Below are 21,081 nucleotides of genomic sequence, written 5' to 3' on the forward strand. Positions count from 1 at the left end.
CCCTCATCCGCCGTCGGCCCCCGCCGAGGGGCCCGAAGGGCCCGAAGGGCCCGCGGGCCGGTCGCGGGCGGCCCAGACGCAGGTGCCCAGGGGGTGGGCGAGGTGCCCCCACCGGTCGCTCAGCCCCGCGACGATGTACAGCCCGCGTCCGCTGCAGGCGGTGTCGTCGGGCGTCCTCGGCCGCAGGGGCCCCGGGTCGTACACCCCGTTGTCGACCACGGCGACCAGGACGGCCCCGGGGTGGCGTCCGACCACGACCCACAGCCGCCTTCCCCCGGCCTGCGGCGGCACCGCGTGCGTCAGGGCGTTCGCCGCCAGCTCGCCGGTGATCAGCACCAGGTCGTCGGCCGGCTCCCCGGGGACCCCCCACACCGCCAGGCGGTGCCGGACGATCCGCCGCGCCGCGCGGGCACTCGCCGGATCGTCCCCCGGCAGCGGCACGGCCACCCGCCGGCCCCCGGCCACCGGCCGGACGGCGAGCCGGGCGTCGAGCCCGTGCGGACGGGCGGGCCGAAGCCGTCCCTTGAACGGGATGTACACGGAGGTCCCCCTGTGGTTCGCGCGACTGGACGCCGGAGCAGCACCGTCACCCGGCAGAGCACCGGGGCGGCCCGTCGCAAAGAGTGTTCTTCCAACCCCATGGAGTCACTGCGCGCACATGCGACGCAAGTGCGTCGCGCATTCACCACTCGAACGAGCTACCCGTTTCCCGAACAGCCGCAACGAACAGCCGGTTTTGACAGCATGCGGCGGAGACAACATGCACGTTCGTACACATGTGGGGGGTGCGGCCGATGTCCCGTAAGAGCGGACCTGCGGTCAACCGGCGCCAGCTCGGCGCGGAGCTGCGACGCCTGCGGGAGAAGGCCGGGCTGCGCAGCGAAGCGGTGGCCCGGGAGCTGGGGTGTTCGATGACCCGCATCTCCCGCATCGAGACCGGCAAGGGCGGAGCGGTCGCGAAACCCGACGACGTACGACGCCTGTGCGCCCTGTACGGCGTGACGGCCGAGCACCAGGTCGAGATGCTGCTCGACATGCTCGCCGGATCACAGCAGCCAGGCTGGTGGGAGAGCTACGGGGACGTGCTGCCCTCCGGTCTGGAGGTCTACGTGGGCCTGGAGACGGACGCCCTGGCGGAGAAGGCTTGGGAGCCCTTGCTGGTCCACGGGCTGCTGCAGACACCGGAGTACGCACGCGCGGTGATCGAGTCCTGGAACGACCACCGGCCGAGTGACATCGATGCCCTGGTGGAGTTGAGGACCCAACGGCAGGAAGTGCTGTTCAGGACCGCCGATCCGCTGGAGTTGTGGATCGTCCTGGACGAGGCGGCCGTCAGGCGTCCGATCGGCGGCGCCTCCGTGATGCGGGAGCAGTTGCTCCGCGTGGTGGAGGTCTCGGCCCTGCCCAACGTGACCGTGCAGGTCCTGCCGTACGCCAAGGGAGGCCACCCCGGCCTGGGCGGTGCGTTCAGCCTGATGGAGTTCGAGGCCGACGACCCGGTGGTCTACGTCGAGTCGCAGGCCGGGAACCTCTATCTGCAGAAGAGGCCGGAGGTGCGGCGGTTCGTCAGTACGCTCGACCTGCTGAGGGCCATGGCCCTGGCCCCCGACGACACGAGGGCCTTGCTGCGCGACGCCGCCGAGGAGATGCGATGAACCGTGACACCCGACCGACCCGGGAAGACCTCACCGCCGCCCACTGGTTCAAAGCCGCGGCCAGCGGGGGCAACGGTGGCTGTCTGGAGGTGTGCCGCGACTTCCCCGGCTGGGTCGCGATACGGGACAGCGAGGACCCGGCCAACCCGCCGTTCGTGGTCACCGAGCACGTCTGGCGATGCTTCCTCGACGGGGCCCGCAAGGGCGAGTTCGACGCCGCGGGCTGAGGCCCACCGCCGTGGCGGAAACCGCCCGGAGCGGCCGGAAGGCCGCCCGGCACCCCTTGCGGGGGTGCCGGGCGGCCTTCGTCGGCTTCCGTCCTGGGCCCGGCGGCACGGCGCGGCCCGGCCGGGCGACCGGGGGCGCTACAGGCGGGCGACGCCCTCGGCGCGGGCGGCGGCGGCGACCGCGGCGGTGACCGCCGGGGCGACCCGCTCGTCGAACGGGGAGGGGATCACGCAGTCGGCGGACAGCTCGTCGGCGACGACGGCGGCCAGCGCCTCGGCCGCGGCGAGCTTCATGCCCTCGGTGATCCGGGAGGCCCGGACCTGGAAGGCGCCGGCGAAGATGCCGGGGAACGCCAGGACGTTGTTGATCTGGTTGGGGAAGTCGCTGCGGCCGGTGGCGACCACGGCGGCGTACTTGCGGGCGACCTCCGGGTGGACCTCGGGGTCGGGGTTGGCCATGGCGAAGACGAAGGAGTCCTTCGCCATCGTCGCCACGGCCTCCTCGGCGATGGTGCCGCCGGAGACGCCGATGAGGACGTCCGCGCCGTCCAGTGCCTTCTCCAGGGAGCCGGTCAGGCCGGCCTTGTTGGTGAAGGACGCCAGGTCCCGCTTGACCGGGGTCAGGTCGTCCCGGCCGCCGTGGACGATGCCCTTGCGGTCGGCGACGGCCACGTCGCCGATGCCGGCCTCGACCAGGATCTTCGCGATCGCCACGCCGGCCGCGCCCGCGCCGGAGATCACCGCGCGCAGCTGGCCGAGGGTGCGCCCGGTCAGGACGGCGGCGTTGCGCAGGGCGGCGAGGGTGACGACGGCGGTGCCGTGCTGGTCGTCGTGGAAGACGGGGATGTCCAGGCGCTCCTGGAGCTTGGCCTCGATCTCGAAGCAGCGCGGCGCCGAGATGTCCTCGAGGTTGATGCCGCCGAAGGAGGGGGCCATGCGCACCACGGTCTCGACGATCTCGTCGGCGTCGGTGCAGGCCAGGGCGATCGGGACGGCGTCGACGCCGCCGAACTGCTTGAACAGGATCGCCTTGCCCTCCATGACGGGCAGGGACGCCTCGGGGCCGATGTCGCCGAGGCCGAGGACGGCCGTGCCGTCGGTCACGACCGCGACGACGTTGGACTTCCACGTGTAGTCGTTGACCAGCACCGGCTTCTCCGCGATGGCGGTGCACACCCGTGCCACGCCGGGGGTGTAGGCGAGGGACAGGTCGTCGCGGTTGTCGACCGGGACGGTGGCGCTCACCTCCATCTTCCCGCCGCGGTGCAGGGCGAAGGCCGGATCGATGAAGTTGTCGTCCGTGTCGCCGATGGTATTGACGATCTCCGCTGCCACTGTGACTGACCCCTTTTTGTCTTGTGCGGGTACGCGCTTCGGCGTCCCGCGGTGAGGGTTGACGGGTACGCGCCTGCACGGCTGGTCAGGCGCCGGGCACGCCGCACGCGCGCCCACTCCCCAGGTTCCGGGGTAAGGGTCCGTTCTACCGGATGACTGCTTCCTCCGACGAGCCGATTGGTTGCGTCGTGGTGAAGATGACGTACGCACGGTGCTCGGTCGGTGGTCAGGGGATCGCCCGTTATCCGATTTTGACACACGAGGGACTCTGCCGGGGCGGTCCGGATGGCAAGATGCCGACAATCACACACACTGGCGAATCCTTTTGCCGTGTGCACACTGGTTCCGCCACCCCCGTCCGCAGGAGGAAACCCAGCATGACCGCACGTACCGCCCGCCGCTCCGCCGCCTTCTCCCGCTCCGTGGGGATCGGCGCCATCGCGGTGACCGGCGCCCTCCTCCTGACCGCCTGCGGCGACCAGACCGAGAGCGCGGGTGCGGGAGACAAAACCGCCAAATCCGACGCGCCGCTGTTCGACAAGTTGCCGAAGAAGGTCCAGGAAGCCGGCGTGATCAAGGTCGGCTCCGACATCGCCTACGCCCCGGTGGAGTTCAAGGACGGCGGCAAGACCGTCGGCATCGACCCCGACATCGCCGCCGCCATGGGCAAGCAGCTCGGCGTGGAGTTCCAGTTCAACAACGGCACCTTCGACGGCCTGCTCACCTCGCTGCGCGCCAAGCGCTACGACATGGTGATGTCGGCGATGAGCGACACCAAGGACCGGCAGGAGGGCGTCGACTCCGAGACCGGCAAGAAGGTCGGCGAGGGCGTCGACTTCGTCGACTACTTCACCGCGGGCGTCTCGATCTACACCGAGAAGGGCAACCCGAAGAAGATCGAGGACTGGGACGACCTGTGCGGCAAGAAGATGGTGGTGCAGCGCGGCACCGTCTCGCACGACCTGGCCAAGGCGCAGTCCAAGGAGTGCGAGAAGGACGACAAGGGCAAGATCACCGTCGAGGCCTTCGACAACGACGCCGAGGCCCAGACCCGGCTGCGCGGCGGCGGCGCGGTGGCCGGCTCCAGTGACTTCCCGGTGGCCGCCTACGCCGTGAAGACCTCCGGCGGCGGCAAGGACTTCGAGCTGGTCGGCGAGCAGGTCGAGGCCGGCCCGTACGGCATCGCGGTGAGCAAGGGCAACACCGAGCTGCGCGACGCGCTCAAGGCCGCCCTCGAGGCGATCATCGAGAACGGCGAGTACGACAAGATCCTGAAGAAGTGGGGCGTCGAGGACGGCGCGGTCACCGAGGTCAAGATCAACGGCGGCTCCTGACCCGGCGGAGCACGTCCCCGAAAGGCAACATCCTGTGACTAATCCCGTCGACAAGACGGAGGGGCCCACCGGCCCCTCCGCGACGAGCCCGCCGCCCGCGGCCATCAAGGCGATCCCTGTGCGCCACTACGGGCGCTGGGTCTCCGCCGTCGTCGTGTTCGCCCTGCTGGCGATGGTGGTCTACGCCTTCAGCCAGGGAGACATCAACTACACGGCCATCCCGGACTACTTCTTCGACCCGAGCATCCTCGAGGGCGTCCGCAACACCCTGTGGCTGACCGTGGCCTCCATGGTCCTCGGTGTCGTCCTGGGCGCGATCCTGGCCGTGATGCGGCTGTCGAAGAACCCGGTGACCTCCTCCGTCGCGTGGGGGTACATCTGGTTCTTCCGCGGCACCCCGGTCTACGTGCAGCTGCTGCTGTGGTTCAACCTGGGCCTGGTCTTCCCCTACATCAACCTGGGCTTCTACCGGGACGAGTGGGCCGACTTCATGACCCCGTTCATGGCGGCCCTGCTGGGCCTGGGCCTGAACGAGGCCGCCTACATGTCGGAGATCGTCCGGGCCGGCATCCAGTCGGTGGACGAGGGGCAGACCGAGGCCGCCCACGCGCTGGGCATGAGCCACGGCAAGACCCTGCGCCGGGTCGTGCTGCCGCAGGCGATGCGGGTGGTCGTGCCGCCCACCGGCAACGAGGTCATCAACATGCTCAAGACCACCTCGCTGGTGGTCGTGGTGCAGTACTTCGACCTGCTGCGGGCGGGGCAGAACATCGCCCAGACCTCCGGCGCCACGGTGGAGATGCTCTTCCTGGTCGCCGTGTGGTACCTGATCCTGACCACGGTCCTGAGCATCGGCCAGTTCTACCTGGAGCGCCGGTACGCCCGCGGCTCGACCCGCAACCTGCCGCCCACCCCGTGGCAGAAGGTCAGGGCGAACCTGATCTCGCTCCGCCGTCCGGAGGTGGCCAAGTGAGCGCCGTTCCCATGGTCAAGGCCGAGGCCGTCCACAAGTCGTACGGCGCGGCGCACATCCTGCGGGGCATAGACCTGGAGGTCGCCCCCCGCGAGGTGTTCTGCCTGGTCGGCCCGTCCGGCTCCGGCAAGTCCACCTTCCTGCGGTGCATCAACCACCTGGAGAAGATCAACGGCGGACGGCTGTCGGTGGACGGCCAGCTGGTCGGCTACCGCCAGAAGGGCGACAAGCTCTACGAGCTGAAGGACAAAGAGGTCGCCGCCCAGCGGCGCGACATCGGCATGGTCTTCCAGCGGTTCAACCTCTTCCCCCACATGACGGCGCTGGAGAACGTCATGGAGGCCCCCGTGCAGGTCAAGGGGGAGGCCAAGGCGGTGGCGCGCGAGCGGGCCGCCAGGCTGCTGGACCGGGTGGGCCTGGGCGACAGGACGGGCAACTACCCCTCGCAGCTGTCCGGCGGGCAGCAGCAGCGCGTGGCGATCGCCCGCGCGCTGGCCATGGAGCCGAAGCTGATGCTCTTCGACGAGCCGACCTCCGCGCTCGACCCGGAGCTGGTCGGCGAGGTCCTGGACGTCATGCGCGGCCTGGCCGACGAGGGCATGACGATGATCGTGGTCACCCACGAGATGGGCTTCGCCCGCGAGGTGGGCGACGCGCTGGTGTTCATGGACGGCGGCGTCGTCGTCGAGTCCGGCCACCCGCGCGAGGTCCTCACCAACCCGCAGCACGACCGCACCAAGGCGTTCCTGTCCAAGGTGCTGTGACACCCGCGGGACGCGTGCGTACACACGGGAGCGGTGGGGCCCCCGCCACCATCGCCGGCACAGGTGCCGGCCGGTGGCGGCGGGGGCCCCACCGCTCCCGTCCCGCGTCAGCGCAGCGCGGCGACCATCGCGTCCGGCACCGAGCACCACACCGTGCGCGCCTCGCGGAAGCCGGCCTCGCGCAGCGTCCGCGCGTGCCACTCCTGCGGCTGGAAGTCGCCGTTCGAGTGGTCGCCGAAGACCTCGGAGCGGCGGGCCACCGCGTCCGCCAGCACCGGGTCCCGCCCGGCCAGCTCCCACCAGGCCCGCCAGTCGGGCGTCCCGGCCGCCTTCTGCTCCTCCTGGCGGCGCAGGCGCAGGGCCCGCTCCGCCGCGTCGATCAGCGGGGTGCCCTCCTGCGGCATGTGGTCGGCGTTCACGAACAGCCCGCCGGGCCGCACCAGCGACGCCACCGCCCGGTACACGCCGCTCAGCGCCTCGGTGTCCATCCAGTGCAGGGCGGTCGCGGTGAGCACCGCGTCGAAGTCGCGGCGGGGCAGCTTCCGCGTCCAGTCGTCGTCCCTGAGGTCTGCGGTGACGAACTCCGCCCGGTCGTCGCCGGCGAAGGTGCCGCGGGCGATCGTGAGCAGCGCCGGGTCCAGGTCGACGCCCACGCTGCGGGCGCCGGGGAGGCGGCGCAGCAGGCGGTCCGTGATGCTGCCGGTGCCGCAGGCCAGGTCGAGCACCACCGGTTCGGGCCCGGCGACGGCCTCGACCAGGTCGGTCATGACCCGGAAGCGCTCCTCGCGGTCGGGCAGGTACCACTCCTGCTGCCGGTCCCAGCTGTCCTGCCAGGCCCTCCAGTCGTCCCCGTGGCCGGTGATGCCGGTGGTGCCGGTGATCCCGGTCGTGCCGGTCGTCGCGCTGGTCATCCTGGGCCTCCCCTGTCGTAATACCCTCGTACCAAGCCGAGCCATTACCGACCCTAACCCGCGCCAAGTAAGGATCTCAAGTGGAACTGGCCTCTTACGCGGATTTCGCCGTGCGCCTGGTCAACAGCGAGCAACCGGGGCGCGGGGAGGACTCGCTCACCTCCGTGGAGGCGGTGCGCGAGCTCTTCGGGGCCCACCGGCAGACGGCCCGCCGGACGGGCGAGGCGGACGTGACCCGGCTGCGGGCGGTGCGCTCCCGCCTGCGCGCGGTCTTCAGCGCCGCGGCGTCCGGCGACGAGGTCCTCGCGGTCGACCTGCTCAACGGCCTGCTGATCGAGTTCCCGGTCAGCCCCCAGATCTCCGGCCACGGGCACCTGGACGAGCGGGGGCGGCCCCAGTGGCACATGCACCTGGCCGACCACGCGGCCAACGCCACCGCCGGCTACGCCGCGCTCGCCTGCATGGGCCTGGCCTGGCAGCTGACCGAGACGGGCGTGGACCGGCTGGGGATCTGCCAGGCCGACCCGTGCCGCAACGCCTACGTGGACACCTCCACCAACCGCTCCCGGCGGTACTGCTCCGACCGCTGCGCCACCCGGGCGAACGTCGCCGCCTACCGGGCCCGGAAGAAGCGCCTGGAGAACACGGAGGCCGCCGCCGGGACCACCGCGGAGGCCGCCCCCGGGACCACCGCCGAGGTGAACTGAGACGGCGCCCCCGCCGCCGGGCGCTCCGGCGCCGCAGCCCGCCCGTCCCCGCTGCCGCGCGCCGTCACCCCGCCCGGCCGCTCTTCCCCGCGCCTGCCCCCGTTCCCGTCCCCGTTCCGGGCGCGGGGCGCGGGCGCAGTACCGCGATGCGCACGGGCAGTGCCCGCACCGCGCGGTCCACCGCCCGCAGCACCGCCGCGAACAGCCCGCGTCCCCCCGTTCCCGGGCGGCCCCGGCCCGGGCCGGCCGGGCCGAGACCGGCCGGGCCGGTCCCCGGGCCGCCGAGCAGCCGCCAGCGCAGCACGGCCCGCCCCAGCACCAGTTCCTCCGGCACGGCGCCGAACTGGCGGCTGTCCGGTTCGGCGTACGGGTTGTCCCCCAGCACCCACCAGCCGCCGTCCCGCCGTCCGGTCGCCCGCTTGACGATCAGCAGGTCCTGCTGGAGCGGGTGCCGCAGCACCACCACGTCCCCGGCCCGGACGGGCACCCCGTAACGCACGAGCAGCCGGTCGCCGTGGCGCAGCGTCGGCACCATCGAGGGGCCCACCACCTCCGCCACCCCGAGCGGCGGCCCGGCGGCCGCCCGTCCCGGATCACCCATCGCAGGCCTCCTCACGACCTCGTCGTCCTCCCGTCCCGTCCGCCCGTCGGACTTTTGGCCCAGACCTCCGGGGGCAGGCGGGAAAACACGTCCCCCGGGGAGTAACCTCCCCCTGAGAAGACGATCACGTACCGAGGAAGGACAGTAATGTTCTCTCGCCTGTTCGCCCCGAAGGTCAAGGTCAGCGCCCACTGCGACCTCCCCTGCGGCGTGTACGACCCGGCCCAGGCCCGCATCGAGGCCGAGTCGGTCAAGGCCATCCAGGAGAAGTACCAGGGCAACGACGACCCGCACTACCGGGCGCGTGCCGTGGTCATCAAGGAGCAGCGCGCCGAGCTGGCCAAGCACCACATCTCGGTGCTGTGGAGCGACTACTTCAAGGCTCCGCACTTCGAGAAGTACCCGCAGCTGCACCAGCTGGTCAACGACGCGCTGAAGGCCGCCTCCGCGGCCAAGGCCTCGACCGACCCGGCCACCGGCCAGAAGCTGCTCGACCTCATCGCCGAGATCGACAAGATCTTCTGGGAGACCAAGAAGGCCTGATCTTCGATCAGACCTTTTGACCTGCGATTTTCTTGATTGCAGTGTCTCCGGGTCCGCACCCGGTCCGCAGGCCGCCGAGCACGGCGTCCACAGCGGACCGGGTGCGGTTTTCCGTACCCGGCCGACGGCGGGCGGACGTTCGCGATGCGGTGGTCACGGACGCGACGAGGACGGCCGGTACCGGCTCAGGTCAGCCGCTGCACCACTTCCAGCGCAACCGGGATCGCCGCGCCGGAGAAGAGAACGAGGACGCAGCCGCCTCCGGACTTCTTTTCCTCACTCATCCTCCTGACGGCGTCGATCCCTCCCTCGTGGTACGCCACGCCTGCCGCCAACCCCCAGCAGTACCCGCACCAGTCGCCTTGCTTGGAGCGTCCGCAGTCCGAGCACGTTTCCATACCGTTCCTCCGCTTCCAGGGGGATTTTCCTCAGGTCTCACGGGATCGGGGCGGCTTCGCCCGTCGGCCGCGGGTGCGCGAGGCCCACGGCCGGGCGCTTCGGTCGAAGTCGACTCGGCGGTCCCGGCGCACGTGTGCGCCGGCGACGTCCCTACTGCGGCGCCGGGCCGCCGTTGTTGTTGTGGATGTGCAGTTCGCCGTTCATGACGGTGTAGAGGCTTGCGTCGTCCTTCGCGACGTTCTTCTGGGTCGCCCCGGCCGCGCGGTCTTCCCGGGCCGGCGCGTCGGTGGCCGGCGCGTCGAGCCGGTCCCTGCCGACCTCGACGTGGTTCCTGTGACCGGCCACGACCGTGCCGGAGACGTCACCGCCGATGCTGATCGAGAACCGGTCGCCCTGGGAATTCGCCATGGTGGGTAATCCCTTCGTCCGTGGTGGAAAGTCGAGGAGGACTAGGACACACGGGTCCAGGTTTCGGCTTCGCAGTCGAGGCACGTCCAGGAGCCGTCGGACTGCGCGGTTTTCTGAACCTCGACGGTGCTCCCGTCCTGAGCAACGGCAAAGGTCACGTCGACCTTTCTGTCGGTCACTCCGCAGGAGCCCTCTTCCTGCATCGGTTCCGAGGCGCTGTAGCTGCCGTCGCTGCCGGTGACCTCCACGGTCACGGTCTCGCCACAGGAGCCTCGAAGCATGTACGTGTACGAGCCGTCCCCCGAATCGACGATCTCGTGGCCGTTGCCCTGGGCGTCCTCCCACACCCCCGCGAGGTCGTTCCCCGGCCCGGTCGAGGTGTCGGGCTCCGACTCCCACGTGTCGGTCCCCGAGTCCCCCGTGTCGGTCCCCGAGCCCCACGGGTCCGTCCACGCCGTCTCCGAGGGCTGGGACACCACCGTCGGCGGGCTGTTGTCCGACTCCTGGTTCTGGTAGACGCCGACACCGATGCCGATCGCGGCGACCGCGGCGACCAGGGTCATGACCCCGCTCGCCACCACCGTGCCCGCGGCGACGCCACCGCCCGTCCCGGCGGTGGTGCCCGTGGTGGCCGCGCCCCAGGAGTGGGCGGTGCTCTGCACGCCCGGGTTCATCACCTGCGCCGCGGCGTCGGGCCCGGGCGGAGCGGGTGCGGCCAGTGACGTCGGGTCCGCCGCCACGTCGGGCCCCGGGCCCTGGGGAGTGAAGTCGGCTCCCGCGGTCGTGGCGTCCCCGCCGTGCGGGACGGAACCGGCGGTGCCGTCCGGGACGGACGGCGCCGTGCCTGCATCGGGCCCCGGGACCGTGCCGGCATCGGGCCCCGGGACCGGGCCTGCGTCGGACGGAAGTGTCGTAGTCGTTGTCGTGTCGGCGCCCGGGACCGTGCCGCCGTCGGCCGGGGACGGTGCCGTGCCGGTGTCGGCGCCCGGGAGCGCGCCGCCGTCCGGGGCGGGCTGCGACGGTACCTGGGGCTGCGGCGGCGGTGTGTACTGCTGGGCGTTGAGCGCGGCGTCGACGCCGTCGGTGTCGCCCAGTTCCCGCCACAGCACCACTGCCTCGGCCAGGAGGGTCGCGGCCACCACGCGTTGGCCGACCAGGAGGCACCGGACGGCTTTCTCGTGGGTGAAGTAGGCCTCGGCCGTCCTGTCGCCCGCCCGCCGGGCGGCGTCCTGGCCCTGGTCGAGCAGCCGGCCCCACACGCCGAACCGCAGTGAGTGCGCCAGCGCGGGCGACACGGCCCGTGCGACCCGCACGGCGAGGTCCGGCCGTCCCTGGTGCTCGGCCAGTTCGGCCGCCAGCTCCAACGCCCGCCCGTGGTCGGCGACCTGGGCCGGGGTGGTGGACGGCAGCGCGGCCCAGCCCGCGAAGTGGTCGCACAGCCGGTCGGCGGGGAACGCCCGGGGGTTCCGGCGCCGGACTTCCGGCACGGCGTCCGGGGCGCACCGGTACCCGCGCTCCGTGGCCAGGGCCAGTCCCAGGCCGGCCAGGTCGCCGCAGAGCGCCGCCGGGTCCGCGACCCGGCACAGTGCACCGATGTGCGCCGGGGCCAGCTCCGCGTCGCCCAGCGTCGCGAGGAGGTGCAGGGCGCTCGTCGCCGCCGCGTCGAGTCTGTCGAGCAGCAGCGGCAGCAGGCCCTTGACCTGGGCCGGGCGGGGCAGCCTGACCGCGTCCGGCGCGTCGAGCCGGGCCAGTCCGGCCGCGCGCAGCAGCAGCAGGGGCCGTCCGAGCGACAGCATGCACAACTCGCCGGCGGCCGCCCGTTCGCCCTCGGGCAGCGGGCGGCCCAGCTCCCGGGCCAGCAGCTCCAGTCCCGCCTCGCGGCGCAGTCCCTGCAGCTCCAGCGGCGTTCCCTCGCCGAGCAGGGTCCGCTCGCGGCCGGCGAGGACGAACGTCGCGTCAGGGGCCGCGTCCGCGAGCAGGTCCAGCTGCTCGGGGGGCAGGTCCGCGTCGTCGAGGTACACCGTCACCCGGACCCCGGCCATCAGCCGCCGCAGTTCCGGGCCCGTCGGCGCGTATCCGGGGGCCTCGTAGCAGGCCTCGAATATCTCCTGGGCGAGGTCTCCGGCCTCCCGGTGGGCCGCGTTCAGGAACAGCGCGCCGTCCGGTCCGGGCTCCAGGCAGCGTGCCGCGTACCGCAGGAGTGTGCTCTTGCCCACCCCGGGCGGCCCCCACAGCTGCACCGGGCCGCCCGCCCGCACGGCTTCCTCCAGGGCGGCCAGGTCGGCGTCCCGGCCCACGGGTTCGCGCCGGCGCCGGGGCAGCAGTGCGACCCGGTCGCGGCGCACCGGCCGCGGGCGCTCCTGCGGCGCGAGCAGGGTCACGGTGGACCCGTGCTGGGCGTCGATCACGACGTTGTGGTTGCCGGCGACCACGGGCCCCGACACGTTGCCGTCGATGTCCACGCGGTACTCGTTGTGCGCCTGCCCGGCCGCCGCGTCCCGGCCGGGCCCGTCCGGGGCGCCCACGGCGCCGTCCGTCTCTTCCATCGCCACGTCTCATTCCCGGTCGCGGAGAGTGCGACCGCCCCCTGGCGGGACGCCTGGGCGCCCGTCGGTTCCGAAGTTCTCCGTGCAGCCGGGCGGTTCGGCGGCACGTCCGCCCCGTCCGCCCGTCGGCCTTCCGGGTTTCACGCTAGCGAGGACCGCGGCGGGCAATACCGTCGTACGACTGCTTCTGCTCATTTGCTCCACAGCTCGCGCCCCGGCGGGCGACGGCGGTCCGTCCCGCCGGTCCGTCCCGCCGGTGCGTCCCGCCGGTGCCGCGCGGCCGCCGCGGTCACGGCGGACGCGGCGGACGCCGTGTCACCGGTGGTCGAAGGCGATGCTGTTCAGACGGGTGAGGTCCTCGACCCGGATGGTGCGGTAGCCCGTGGAGACCACGCCCGCCTCGCGGAACCTGCGCAGCGCCTTCTGCACGGTGGGTTCCGCCGCGCCGGCCAGGGTCGCCAGTTCCGGCTGGGTGATCGGCCAGCGGATCACGACCCCCGCGCCGGAACGCTCTCCGTGGGTCATCGCGATCTGGTGGAGGACCCGGGCCAGCCGGGTGGTGGCGTCGCACCCCGTGAAGTCGATGCGGTGGGTGTTGGCGGCGCGGAGCTTGGAGACGACGGACGCGTTGACCGCGTGCGCGATCCCGGGGTCGTCGCGCATGCGGGCGAGGAATTCGTCGCGGCCGACGACCCTGGCGGCCACCGGCCCGCAGGCCGTGGCCGTCGCCGACCGGGGCTTCCCGTCCAGCGCCGCGAACTCGCCGACCAGGTCCCCGCCCATGCGGACGGCCAGCAGGGCGTCCCGGCCGTCGTGGGTGCGTCCGGTCACCTTGACCACGCCGCCGAGGAGCACCAGGACGAAGGTGGTCGGATCCGATTCGCGCACGAGCACGCGGCCCGCCTCGTACCGTTTCCGCACGCCCAGCGCGAGGAGCCGGTCCCGGGCGGGCCGGGGGAGGCCGCCGAGCAGGCTCGCCGGGGGCCAGGTCCGTTCCTCCCGCGCCGGTCCGCCGTCCGCGCCCCGGCCCTGCGGTGTGCCACCCATGCGCTCCCCGCCTCCTGCCGACGCGGGGTCCGTCGCCGGGACCCGTGCGGCCCCGGGACCCGCTTCGGCGTCTTCTTCGCCGGAGCCCGCTCCTGCGGCTTCGGGCCGATCCAGTATTGCGACGGGATCCGCCCCTTTCAATCGGGGCACAGTGGGAGCACGGACGTGGCAGGGTACGGCCACGCCCCGCTTCGAGGACCACCCGTGCCGGGGCCCGTCCCGCCGTCAGGAGGAGCGCATGGAAGAAGAACCGGAGTACCGGGCCCTGTTCGCCGCGGACATCGAGGGCTCGGCGGGGCGCGGCGACGTGGCGCTCCGGCAGATCCGCGAGGTGCTCCGGGCGGCGCTCCGCGAGTCGTTCGGGCGGAGCGGGATCGAGTGGGAGGAGTGCCTGCGCGACGACCTTGGCGACGGCGTGCGGGTGACGGCTCCGGCCGGGGTCCGGAAGGCCCGGCTGATCCACCCGCTGGTCCACGAGCTCGCGGTCCGCCTCCGCGCCCACAACGAGCTCGCCGGGCCGCTCGCCCGGGTGCGTGTCCGGGTCGCGCTGCACGCGGGGGACGTCCGCATCACCCCGGACGGCAGGGCCGTCGGCCGGCCGCTCGAGGTCCTCGCCAGGATGCTCGACGCCTCACCCGCCCGGGACGCCCTGGCCCGGACCCCCGGGGCCGCGGTGGCGCTGCTCGTCTCGCGGCACTTCCACGAGGAGACGGTCTGCCACGGCTCCCCCGGGATCGACCCCGCCGCCTTCCGCGAAGTCACCTTCACCGAGAAGGAGTACACCGCGTCCGCCTGGCTCCACGTGCCGGAGTACAAGGTGCTCGCCCCGGGGCCCGCCGGGCGGGCGCCGGGCGGCGGAGGGGCGTCCGGCGGCGGAGGGGCGTCCGGCGGCGTGAGGATGATCAGCAGGGCTTCGGGCAACGGGACCGTCTACGCGCTCGGGAACGGCACACAGAACATCCACATCAACGGCAAGGCGTGAAGGGGCCCGGGTGACCGAGGAACTGACCCTGCTGGCGGAAGCAGGCGCCGCGGCAGTGGTCGCGGCGATGGCGACGGACCTGTGGCAGAGCACGAGGGAGGCCGTCCTCGGTCTCTTCCGCCGGGGCGACCCGGACCGCAGTGCCTCGGTCGAGGCCCGGCTCGACGGGAACGCCTCCATGGTGCGGGGGACCGCGTCCCCCGACGACGTCCGGCAGGCGCTGCTCGGGGCCTGGGCCCTGGAGCTGGAGGCGCTGCTGCGCCGGGCCCCCTCCTGCCGCACGTCCCTGGCCCGGCTGGTCGCCGAGGTCGACGGCGCCCTCCGGGACGGCCGCGGGAGGCCCGTCCTGGAGCAGACCAACACCGCCCGCGACTCCGGCACCGTCTTCGCCGTCCAGTACGGCGACCTGCACGCGTACGGGCCGGACCGGACCGGGGCCCCGCCCGGCGCCGACCGGTCGTCGTGACGGAACGCGAGCCGCCCACCCGGTGGCCGAAAACAGCCGTCGGGGGCGTGCCCGCGGGGCCGCCGGGCGGCGGCCGTGAGGTAAAAGACCTTGCACGGAAGGGGCGTTCACCTGCATATACGCGCTTTTTGATGATCGATACACCTAGACCTGACGGTGTGGCAGTCATAGCCTTCACACAGCGTCCACATATCGCTGAAGGAGCGTCATGACCGCTACAGCGCAAGCGCCCGACATCGTGTCCCCGGAGTTCGAGGCCGACCCCTACTCCGCGTACCGCACCCTGCGCAAGGACTTCCCGCTCCTGTGGCACGAGCCGACCAAGAGCTACATCATCTCGCGTTACGAGGACGTCGAACGCGCCTTCAAGGACCAGGTGTTCACCACCGAGAACTACGACTGGCAGCTGGAGCCGGTGCACGGGCGCACCATCCTGCAGATGAGCGGCCGGGAACACTCGGTGCGCCGGGCACTGGTCGCCCCGGCCTTCCGCGGCAGCATGCTGGAGGAGAAGTTCCTGCCGGTGATCGAGCGCAACTCGCGCGAGCTCATCGACGCCTTCCGCGGCGCCGGCAGCGCCGACCTGGTCGCGGACTACGCCACCCGCTTCCCGGTGAACGTCATCGCCGACATGCTGGGCCTGGACAAGGCGGACCACCCGAAGTTCCACCGCTGGTACACGGCGATCATCAAGTTCCTGGGCAACCTCACCCAGGACCAGCAGATCATCGAGGACGGCCTGCGCACCCGCGACGAGTTCGCGGCGTACATGCTGCCGATCATCCGCGAGCGCCGCGCAGACCCCGGCGACGACCTGCTGTCGGTGCTGTGCGAGGCCGAGATCGACGGCACGCGGATGAGCGACGAGGACATCAAGGCGTTCTGCAGCCTGCTGCTGACCGCCGGCGGCGAGACCACCGACAAGGCCATCGCCAGCATGTTCCGCCTCCTGCTCGCCCACCCCGAGCAGCTCGCCGCGGTGCGCGAGGACCGCAGCCTGATCCCCCGGGCGTTCGCCGAGACGCTGCGGTACGCGCCGCCGGTGCACATGATCATGCGGCAGCCGGCCGAGGACGTCACCCTCAGCGGCGGCACGATCCCCGCCGGCTCCACCGTCACCTGCCTGATCGGGGCCGCCAACCGCGACGAGAACCGCTTCGCCGACCCCGACTCGTTCAACATCCTCCGCGAGGACCTGGCGGCGAAGAACGCCTTCACCGCCGCCGCGGACCACCTGGCGTTCGCCCTCGGGCGGCACTTCTGCGTCGGCGCGCTGCTCTCCAAGACCGAGATCGAGGTCGGCGTGGGCCAGCTGCTGGACGCCTTCCCCGACATGCGGCTCAAGGAGGGCTTCACCCCCACCGAGGGCGGCGTGTTCACCCGCGGACTGGACGCCCTGCCGGTCGAGTTCACCCCGCACACCGCGTGACCGCGGCCGCGTGAGCGTCCCGGTGCGGCCCCCCTCCGCAGGGCCGCGCCGGGACTCCCCCGCCCGGAGGCCGCCTAGAAGCCCGCGTCTCCGGCCACGTACGCCGGGCTGAACTCGACCGGGACGGACACCGGGCCGCGCATCCACAGCGACGCCTGCCAGCGGACCTCCTCGGGCTCCACCGCCAGGGCCACGTCGGGGAGGCGGTCCAGGAGCACCTCGACCGTCGCCCTGGCGATGATCTCGGCGATCTCCGGCCCCGGGTACAGGCAGCTGTGCTCGCCGTGGCTGAAGGACATGTGGGCCTGGTTGCCGCGGGAGCCCTCGCTGAAGTCGGGGCGCACCTGCGGGTCGGTGTTGGCGGCGGCGAAGCTGAGCACCAGCAGGTCGCCCGCCTGGATCCGCTGCCCGCCCAGCTGGGTGTTGCGGGTCGCCCAGCGGCCGATGAAGTTCTGGGTCGGGGTGTCCTCCCACAGCACCTCGTTGAGCGCCTGGCCGACGCTGCGCCGCCCGCCCGAGAGGGTGACGGCGAACCGGGGGTCGGTCAGCATCAGCCGCAGCGTGTTGCCGATCCAGTTGGCGGTGGGCTGGTGGGCCGCGGCGAGCACCACCAGGAGGTCCTTGGTGATCTCGTCGTCGGTCAGGCCCGCCGGGTGGGCGAGCAGGTGCGAGGGCAGGTCGTGGCCGGGGTTGGCGCGGCTGCGCTGCAGCAGGGCGGCCATCCGCTCGACGACGCGCTGGTACGCCGCCATGGGCTCGACGTCCTCCAGCGAGGCGGCCACGTCCCGCACCAGGTGGGGGATCTCGTCCTCGTCGAAGCCGAAGAGCATGGCCATGACGCGGATCGGGACCTGGGTGGCGTACTCGGCCATCAGTTCGGCCTCGCCGCGGCCGACGAAGGCGTCGATCAGCTCGTCGGCGACCTTCTCGCTGTACTTGTGCAGCTCGAGCTGGTCGACGCCGGCGAGGAACTCGCTGATGGCCCCGGCCCGCCGCTGGTGCTCGGCGCCCTCCGCGAACATCAGCGACGGCTGGTAGCCGACGTAGGGCATCAGCGGCCAGTCGGCGGGGATGTGCTCCCAGGCGTTCCAGCGGCGCGAGTCCCGGGCGAACAGGTCGGAGTTGGCGGTGACGTAGTGCACCTCGCGGTAACCGAGGACCAGCCAGGCGGGGATGTCCCCGTCGAGCAGGATCGGGGCCACCGTGCCGTGCTCGCGCCGCATGTCCCGGTACATCTGGGAGGGGTCGCGCTGGAACCGCGGCATGTACACGGGCACCGCGCCGGGGTGGGCGGGGCAGCCCGGCGGCGGTGTGCCGGGGGTGTGGGGCTGACTGGTCACGATGCCGCCTCCTGCGAGGACAGTGCGTAGAGGTGGTTGACGAGGGCGATCAGCACGGCCTTGCTGGACTCGCGCTGCCGTGCGTCGCAGTCGATCAGCGGGACCTCGGGCGGGAGGGAGAGCGCCTCGCGCACCTGCTCGAGGGTGTACGCGTCGTCGCCGAAGTTGTTGCGGGCGACGATGAACGGCGTCCCGTGGTGCTCCAGGCGGTCGATGGCGTACCAGGAGTCGGCCAGGCGGCGGGTGTCGACCAGCACGACGGCGCCCAGGGTGCCGGAGAACAGCCGGTCCCACAGGAACCAGAACCGCTCCTGGCCCGGGGCGCCGAACAGGTAGAGCACCATCTGCTCGTTGAGGCTGATGCGGCCGAAGTCGAAGGCCACCGTGGTGGTGGTCTTGTCCTGCACGGCCTGGGCGTCGTCTATGCCGACGCCCGCCTGGGTCATGGTCTCCTCGGTGTTCAGCGGACGGATCTCGCTGACGGACCGGACCATCGTCGTCTTGCCCACGCCGAACCCGCCGACGATGACGATCTTCAGGCCTTCGGTGGCGGTCTCCCTCAGCGGGGTGACGGTGGACGGCTCAGAGCCTCTGGAGTCCAAGGAGCACCTCCTTCAGGATTTCGGGACGGGGCAGCCTGGCTGCCCCGGGCCGGCCGGTGCCGGTGTGCTGCGGGTGGCGGGCCGTGACCTTCCCCGTGTCGAGCAGGTCGCCCAGGAGGATCTTGACGACGCTGACCGGCATGCCCAGGTTCGCGGAGACCTCGACGACCGCGGTGGGCCGCCGGCACATCTCCAGGATCCTGACGTGCTCGGACTGCATGCCGGGCGCGGGTTCGCACTCGCTGACGATCAGCGTGACCAGGTCCAGCCTGCTCTCGTCGGCGCGGCTGCGGCCGCCGGTGACGATGTAGAGCCGGTCGGGGTCCTCGGAGTGGAGCGGCCTTCTGATCATGCTGTCCAGCCGCTTTCGCCGGGCCGTCGCGGCGGGGCGCTCAGGTACTCGCCGATCTGCTCGACCATCTCGTTCATGTTGTGGCCGATGATGCCGACGTCGGCCTCGTCGTCCGCGACGACCGCGAGGTGGGCCCCCTCGCCGGCCTCCACGATGAACAGGATTCCGCCGTGGAACTCGGTCATGGACTGCCGCACGCCGCCGCTGCCGTCGCCGAACTCCATGGACGCGCCGTGCGACAGGCTCTGGATGCCCGAGGCGATGGCGGCCAGCTGGTCGGCCTGGTCGACGCTCAGCCCGTTGGACCGGCACAGCTTGAGGCCGTCCTTGGACAGCACCAGGGCGTGCCGGGTGCCCGGCGTCCTGGCCAGGAGGTTCTCCAACAACCAGTCGAGGTTGTGGTCGGTGATGTTCATCGGGGTTCCGGGGCAAAGGTCCGGGGTCGGTGCCGGACGGTGGGCCCCTGCCTCCATTCTGTTGTCCTGTCCGTTCCGGGCGGGGGAAGCGGCCGGAGCGGATCCTCCGCCGGGCCGACGCGGGCGGCCCGTACGGCTTCGTGCTGGGGTGGGGCGGGTGGCCGTGGCGCCCCCTCCTGGGAGGGGGCGCCACGGGTCAGGAGGTCCCGTCCTCGAAGGGGTTCGTGCCGGTGCCGCTTCCGGTGCCGGCGCCGCTTCCGGTGTCGCCGTCGCCGGCGGTGTCGCTGCCGGTTCCGGTGGCCGCGGCCCTGTGGCGGCCGGCCTGGTGGAAGGCGCCGAGCCGGGACGCGTCGGGGCGGGGGCGGGCCGGCTTCTCCTCCGGGTCGGCGGCGGGGGCCTGCCGGGACGCCTGGGCGAGCGTCTCGCCACGGCGCCGCTTCGGCAGTCCGTACACCTCCGCGCCCGGGGCGGCGGCGGGACCTGCCGGGGCGGCGGGCGCGGTGTGCCCCGTCGGCGCGGCGGGGGCGGCCGGCGCGGCCGGGGCCTCGTAACCCGTCGGCGCGGCCGGCGCGGCCGGGGCGGCGGGCGCCTCGGGCAGCGGGGCCGGGGCGGCGGGCCGGGAGGACGGGCTCACCGGGCGCGGGGCGGAGTGCATGGAGTCCTGCCTGGTCTCGGTGATCAGCTGCCGGGGAATCATGACCACGACTCCGGTGCCGCCGCGGGAGGAGGGCCTGAAGGACACGGTCAGTCCGTGCTTGCGGGCCAGGCAGCCCACCACGGCCAGGCCGAGCCGGGTGCCGGACAGGGTCGTCAGGTCCAGTTCCCTGGCGGAGACGGCCTCCTCGGCGCGGCGCAGGGCCGCGGGGCTCATCACGAGACCGCCGTCCTCGATGGTGACGACGACGCCCGCGTGGACCTCCTCCACGTACACCTGCACCTCCTCCGTGGGAGGCGAGAAGCTGGTGGCGTTGTCCATCAGCTCGGCGAGGGCGTGCATGACGCCCTCGGCCGCGTACCCGGCGACAGCGGCGGTGCTGGTCGAGTGCAGCCGCACCCGCTGGTAGGAGCTGATGCGGCCGACGGCGCCGCGCAGGACGCTCTCCATGACGATCGGCTTGGTCCAGCGACGGCCGGAGCGGGCGCCGGTGAGCACGGCGATGCTGTCCGCCAGCCGCCCGGCCTGGGCGGTGCTGTGGTCCAGCTTCAGCAGGTCGCCGAGGACCTCCTCGCCGTGGCGCCCCTGCATCTCGCGCAGGTCGGCGAGCATGCTGGTGGCCAGGGCCTGGACGCGGCCGGCGGCGTTGGCGCAGGCGGACATCGCGGAGGCGCGCATGCGCTCGCTGCGGCCGACCTCCCGGGCCAGGATCTGCAGGATGCGCCGGTGCGCGGGGAGGGCGGGGCGGGCGGTCCTGGCGAGGGCGGTGTCGGCGGAGGCGCCGTCGCGCAGCTGCTTCACCAGGGCGGGCAGCGTCTCCTCGGCCAGGCGGTTGGTCTCCTCGGCCAGCCGGGCGCTCTCCTCGATGCGGCGGGCGGCCTCGGCCTGCGTCTCCTCGATGCGGCGGGACGCCTCGGCCTCCACGGCCGCCATCTGCTCGCGGTAGTGGCGGGCGGTCTCGGAGGCGCGGCGGTTGGCCTCCGCGTCCATCGCGGCCATCTGCTCGCGGTAGTGGCGGGCCGCGTCGGCGGCGCGGCGGTCGGCCTCGGCCTCGGCCGTCCGGATCCGGTGGCGCAGCTGCTCGGCGGCCTGCGCGCCCCGGGCGGCGACCGCCGCGGCGATGCTCACCAGGGCCGCCGCCACCCCCGTGGACCAGGCCACGAACGTGCGGCTCCCGGTGGGTGCCGCGGCCGTCAGCCACAGACACGCCCCGGCGGTGACCACCCCCGTGACCAGCAGAACGAGCAGGGCCCGCCCCTCGGACGGCCTGCGCACCTGTTGGCGGGTGGGTATGTGTGCTGACATCAATCAGGTCCTCGTGGACGGTCGGTGGCGCGGGGAGCGGGATCGTCGTGGGCCGGGGCACTGCTCGGCCGGGCGGATCACGCA

General features: G+C 72.7%; 21 protein-coding genes and 1 pseudogene. 10 read left to right on the forward strand and 12 right to left on the reverse strand.

Going from position 1 to position 21,081, the window contains the following annotated elements:
• Positions 1–3 precede the first annotated feature (3 nt).
• Positions 4–540, reverse strand: a complete 537-nt coding sequence (locus tag GQS52_RS08280; RefSeq protein ID WP_182312782.1) for an ATP-binding protein — start codon at positions 538–540, stop codon at positions 4–6.
• A gap of 254 nt (positions 541–794) precedes the next feature.
• Between GQS52_RS08280 and GQS52_RS08285 the strand changes: the two genes are divergently transcribed.
• On the forward strand, positions 795–1,655 hold the full coding sequence (locus tag GQS52_RS08285) for a helix-turn-helix transcriptional regulator (protein WP_182312783.1): 861 nt from the start codon (positions 795–797) through the stop codon (positions 1,653–1,655).
• Complete coding sequence (locus GQS52_RS08290; protein WP_182312784.1) at positions 1,652–1,882, forward strand: DUF397 domain-containing protein; 231 nt, start codon at positions 1,652–1,654, stop codon at positions 1,880–1,882. The genes GQS52_RS08285 and GQS52_RS08290 overlap by 4 nt, the downstream gene beginning before the upstream one ends.
• A 138-nt stretch (positions 1,883–2,020) precedes the next feature.
• Here the strand turns inward: GQS52_RS08290 and GQS52_RS08295 are convergent, their stop codons facing one another.
• A complete protein-coding gene (locus tag GQS52_RS08295) occupies positions 2,021–3,217 on the reverse strand; it encodes an NADP-dependent malic enzyme (protein ID WP_182312785.1) in 1,197 nt (398 codons plus the stop codon).
• A 377-nt stretch (positions 3,218–3,594) separates the two neighbouring features.
• Between GQS52_RS08295 and GQS52_RS08300 the strand changes: the two genes are divergently transcribed.
• From GQS52_RS08300 to GQS52_RS08310, 3 genes are read left to right on the forward strand one after another with little or no spacing between them, the layout of a single operon-like run.
• Entirely contained in the window at positions 3,595–4,551 is a 957-nt protein-coding gene (locus GQS52_RS08300) for an ABC transporter substrate-binding protein (RefSeq protein WP_182312786.1), read from the forward strand.
• 34 nt (positions 4,552–4,585) lie between these two features.
• The gene (locus tag GQS52_RS08305; RefSeq protein WP_182312787.1) at positions 4,586–5,524 is read left to right on the forward strand and encodes an amino acid ABC transporter permease; all 939 of its coding nucleotides are present in this window, start codon (positions 4,586–4,588) and stop codon (positions 5,522–5,524) included.
• 11 nt (positions 5,525–5,535) lie between these two features.
• On the forward strand, positions 5,536–6,288 hold the full coding sequence (locus GQS52_RS08310; RefSeq protein WP_182316293.1) for an amino acid ABC transporter ATP-binding protein: 753 nt from the start codon (positions 5,536–5,538) through the stop codon (positions 6,286–6,288).
• A 107-nt stretch (positions 6,289–6,395) separates the two neighbouring features.
• Here GQS52_RS08310 and GQS52_RS08315 read toward each other — a convergent pair whose 3' ends face one another.
• On the reverse strand, positions 6,396–7,199 hold the full coding sequence (locus tag GQS52_RS08315) for a class I SAM-dependent methyltransferase (protein WP_182312788.1): 804 nt from the start codon (positions 7,197–7,199) through the stop codon (positions 6,396–6,398).
• 80 nt (positions 7,200–7,279) lie between these two features.
• Between GQS52_RS08315 and GQS52_RS08320 the strand changes: the two genes are divergently transcribed.
• A complete protein-coding gene (locus tag GQS52_RS08320; RefSeq protein WP_182312789.1) occupies positions 7,280–7,906 on the forward strand; it encodes a CGNR zinc finger domain-containing protein in 627 nt (208 codons plus the stop codon).
• Positions 7,907–8,195: 289 nt separating this feature from the next.
• Here the strand turns inward: GQS52_RS08320 and sodX are convergent.
• Positions 8,196–8,507 (reverse strand): annotated as a pseudogene (sodX, locus tag GQS52_RS27615) (nickel-type superoxide dismutase maturation protease); the annotation flags it as partial.
• Positions 8,508–8,654: 147 nt separating this feature from the next.
• Here sodX and sodN point away from each other — a divergent pair.
• Positions 8,655–9,050 (forward strand): superoxide dismutase, Ni, encoded by a 396-nt coding sequence (gene sodN / locus GQS52_RS08330; protein WP_182312791.1) that lies wholly within the window; start codon positions 8,655–8,657, stop codon positions 9,048–9,050.
• A gap of 549 nt (positions 9,051–9,599) precedes the next feature.
• On the opposite strand, the gene GQS52_RS08335 is transcribed toward sodN, so the two are convergent.
• From GQS52_RS08335 to GQS52_RS08345, 3 genes are all read right to left on the reverse strand, one after another.
• Positions 9,600–9,857, reverse strand: coding sequence for a hypothetical protein (locus GQS52_RS08335; RefSeq protein ID WP_182312792.1), 258 nt, complete (start codon positions 9,855–9,857; stop codon positions 9,600–9,602).
• 41 nt (positions 9,858–9,898) lie between these two features.
• Entirely contained in the window at positions 9,899–12,403 is a 2,505-nt protein-coding gene (locus GQS52_RS08340; RefSeq protein WP_182312793.1) for an ATP-binding protein, read from the reverse strand.
• A gap of 315 nt (positions 12,404–12,718) precedes the next feature.
• On the reverse strand, positions 12,719–13,450 hold the full coding sequence (locus tag GQS52_RS08345; RefSeq protein WP_182312794.1) for a Crp/Fnr family transcriptional regulator: 732 nt from the start codon (positions 13,448–13,450) through the stop codon (positions 12,719–12,721).
• A gap of 238 nt (positions 13,451–13,688) precedes the next feature.
• On the opposite strand from GQS52_RS08345, the gene GQS52_RS08350 reads away from it, so the two are divergent.
• From GQS52_RS08350 to GQS52_RS08360, 3 genes are all read left to right on the forward strand, one after another.
• Positions 13,689–14,432, forward strand: coding sequence for a hypothetical protein (locus tag GQS52_RS08350; RefSeq protein WP_182312795.1), 744 nt, complete (start codon positions 13,689–13,691; stop codon positions 14,430–14,432).
• A gap of 10 nt (positions 14,433–14,442) precedes the next feature.
• Positions 14,443–14,898 (forward strand): hypothetical protein, encoded by a 456-nt coding sequence (locus tag GQS52_RS08355; RefSeq protein ID WP_182312796.1) that lies wholly within the window; start codon positions 14,443–14,445, stop codon positions 14,896–14,898.
• A gap of 208 nt (positions 14,899–15,106) precedes the next feature.
• A complete protein-coding gene (locus tag GQS52_RS08360) occupies positions 15,107–16,327 on the forward strand; it encodes a cytochrome P450 (protein ID WP_182312797.1) in 1,221 nt (406 codons plus the stop codon).
• Positions 16,328–16,401: 74 nt separating this feature from the next.
• Here GQS52_RS08360 and GQS52_RS08365 read toward each other — a convergent pair whose 3' ends face one another.
• The 5 genes from GQS52_RS08365 to GQS52_RS08385 all read right to left on the reverse strand — a co-directional run bounded on the left by GQS52_RS08365 (position 16,402) and on the right by GQS52_RS08385 (position 20,997).
• The gene (locus tag GQS52_RS08365) at positions 16,402–17,592 is read right to left on the reverse strand and encodes a cytochrome P450 (protein ID WP_182316294.1); all 1,191 of its coding nucleotides are present in this window, start codon (positions 17,590–17,592) and stop codon (positions 16,402–16,404) included.
• A 71-nt stretch (positions 17,593–17,663) separates the two neighbouring features.
• The gene (locus GQS52_RS08370) at positions 17,664–18,269 is read right to left on the reverse strand and encodes an ATP/GTP-binding protein (RefSeq protein ID WP_182312798.1); all 606 of its coding nucleotides are present in this window, start codon (positions 18,267–18,269) and stop codon (positions 17,664–17,666) included.
• Positions 18,250–18,621, reverse strand: coding sequence for a DUF742 domain-containing protein (locus GQS52_RS08375; RefSeq protein ID WP_182312799.1), 372 nt, complete (start codon positions 18,619–18,621; stop codon positions 18,250–18,252). The genes GQS52_RS08370 and GQS52_RS08375 overlap by 20 nt, the downstream gene beginning before the upstream one ends.
• Positions 18,618–19,037: a roadblock/LC7 domain-containing protein gene (locus GQS52_RS08380; RefSeq protein ID WP_182312800.1), complete on the reverse strand. Its 420-nt coding sequence runs from the start codon at positions 19,035–19,037 to the stop codon at positions 18,618–18,620. The genes GQS52_RS08375 and GQS52_RS08380 overlap by 4 nt, the downstream gene beginning before the upstream one ends.
• Before the next feature lie 196 nt (positions 19,038–19,233).
• A complete protein-coding gene (locus GQS52_RS08385; protein WP_182312801.1) occupies positions 19,234–20,997 on the reverse strand; it encodes an ATP-binding protein in 1,764 nt (587 codons plus the stop codon).
• Positions 20,998–21,081: the final 84 nt, after the last annotated feature.

Source organism: Streptomyces sp. SCUT-3 (assembly GCF_014083985.1).
Taxonomy (GTDB): domain Bacteria; phylum Actinomycetota; class Actinomycetes; order Streptomycetales; family Streptomycetaceae; genus Streptomyces_H; species Streptomyces_H thermolineatus.

Excerpts from the sequence above, each read along its gene's own strand:
- GQS52_RS08285 (WP_182312783.1), top strand. The coding sequence starts at position 795 with ATGTCCCGTAAGAGCGGACCTGCGGTCAACCGGCGCCAGCTCGGCGCG.
- GQS52_RS08290 (WP_182312784.1), top strand. The coding sequence starts at position 1,652 with ATGAACCGTGACACCCGACCGACCCGGGAAGACCTCACCGCCGCCCAC.
- GQS52_RS08300 (WP_182312786.1), top strand. The coding sequence starts at position 3,595 with ATGACCGCACGTACCGCCCGCCGCTCCGCCGCCTTCTCCCGCTCCGTG.
- GQS52_RS08310 (WP_182316293.1), top strand. The coding sequence starts at position 5,536 with ATGGTCAAGGCCGAGGCCGTCCACAAGTCGTACGGCGCGGCGCACATC.
- GQS52_RS08315 (WP_182312788.1), bottom strand. The coding sequence starts at position 7,199 with ATGACCAGCGCGACGACCGGCACGACCGGGATCACCGGCACCACCGGC.
- sodN (WP_182312791.1), top strand. The coding sequence starts at position 8,655 with ATGTTCTCTCGCCTGTTCGCCCCGAAGGTCAAGGTCAGCGCCCACTGC.
- GQS52_RS08335 (WP_182312792.1), bottom strand. The coding sequence starts at position 9,857 with ATGGCGAATTCCCAGGGCGACCGGTTCTCGATCAGCATCGGCGGTGAC.
- GQS52_RS08340 (WP_182312793.1), bottom strand. The coding sequence starts at position 12,403 with ATGGAAGAGACGGACGGCGCCGTGGGCGCCCCGGACGGGCCCGGCCGG.
- GQS52_RS08345 (WP_182312794.1), bottom strand. The coding sequence starts at position 13,450 with ATGGGTGGCACACCGCAGGGCCGGGGCGCGGACGGCGGACCGGCGCGG.
- GQS52_RS08350 (WP_182312795.1), top strand. The coding sequence starts at position 13,689 with ATGGAAGAAGAACCGGAGTACCGGGCCCTGTTCGCCGCGGACATCGAG.
- GQS52_RS08360 (WP_182312797.1), top strand. The coding sequence starts at position 15,107 with ATGACCGCTACAGCGCAAGCGCCCGACATCGTGTCCCCGGAGTTCGAG.
- GQS52_RS08365 (WP_182316294.1), bottom strand. The coding sequence starts at position 17,592 with ATGCCGCGGTTCCAGCGCGACCCCTCCCAGATGTACCGGGACATGCGG.
- GQS52_RS08375 (WP_182312799.1), bottom strand. The coding sequence starts at position 18,621 with ATGATCAGAAGGCCGCTCCACTCCGAGGACCCCGACCGGCTCTACATC.
- GQS52_RS08380 (WP_182312800.1), bottom strand. The coding sequence starts at position 19,037 with ATGAACATCACCGACCACAACCTCGACTGGTTGTTGGAGAACCTCCTG.
- GQS52_RS08385 (WP_182312801.1), bottom strand. The coding sequence starts at position 20,997 with ATGTCAGCACACATACCCACCCGCCAACAGGTGCGCAGGCCGTCCGAG.